This window comes from Pseudoalteromonas sp. P1-16-1b (genome assembly GCF_001401785.1).
Taxonomy (GTDB): Bacteria; Pseudomonadota; Gammaproteobacteria; order Enterobacterales; family Alteromonadaceae; genus Pseudoalteromonas; species Pseudoalteromonas undina.
Genome location: NZ_LKGQ01000075.1, coordinates 1 through 232, shown reverse-complemented (window position 1 = coordinate 232; position 232 = coordinate 1). Strand labels below are relative to the sequence as shown.

The window sequence follows — 232 nt, the reverse complement described above, 5'->3', positions numbered from 1 at the left end:
ATCGGCGCTGTTTCGTTTCACTACTGAGTTCGGCATGGGGTCAGGTGGGTCCAAAACGCTATTGTCACCAAGCAAATTTGGGTGTCAGTTCGTATCGCTACGCACTAACTAAAATTTGGAATTCTGATAATAAAGTCTTCAAGTATCTACTTTAGTTATATTAACTTCTTCGCTTGTTTCACTATCACATAAAACGCGTTTGGCGTTGTATGGTTAAGCCTCACGGGTAATT

The 232-nt window shown here is 40.9% G+C and carries 1 rRNA gene; it reads right to left on the bottom strand.

The annotated features are described in order from the left end of the window. Positions 1 to 72 (bottom strand): 5S ribosomal RNA (gene rrf / locus AN392_RS18250); the annotation flags it as partial. Positions 73 to 232 lie beyond the last annotated feature (160 nt).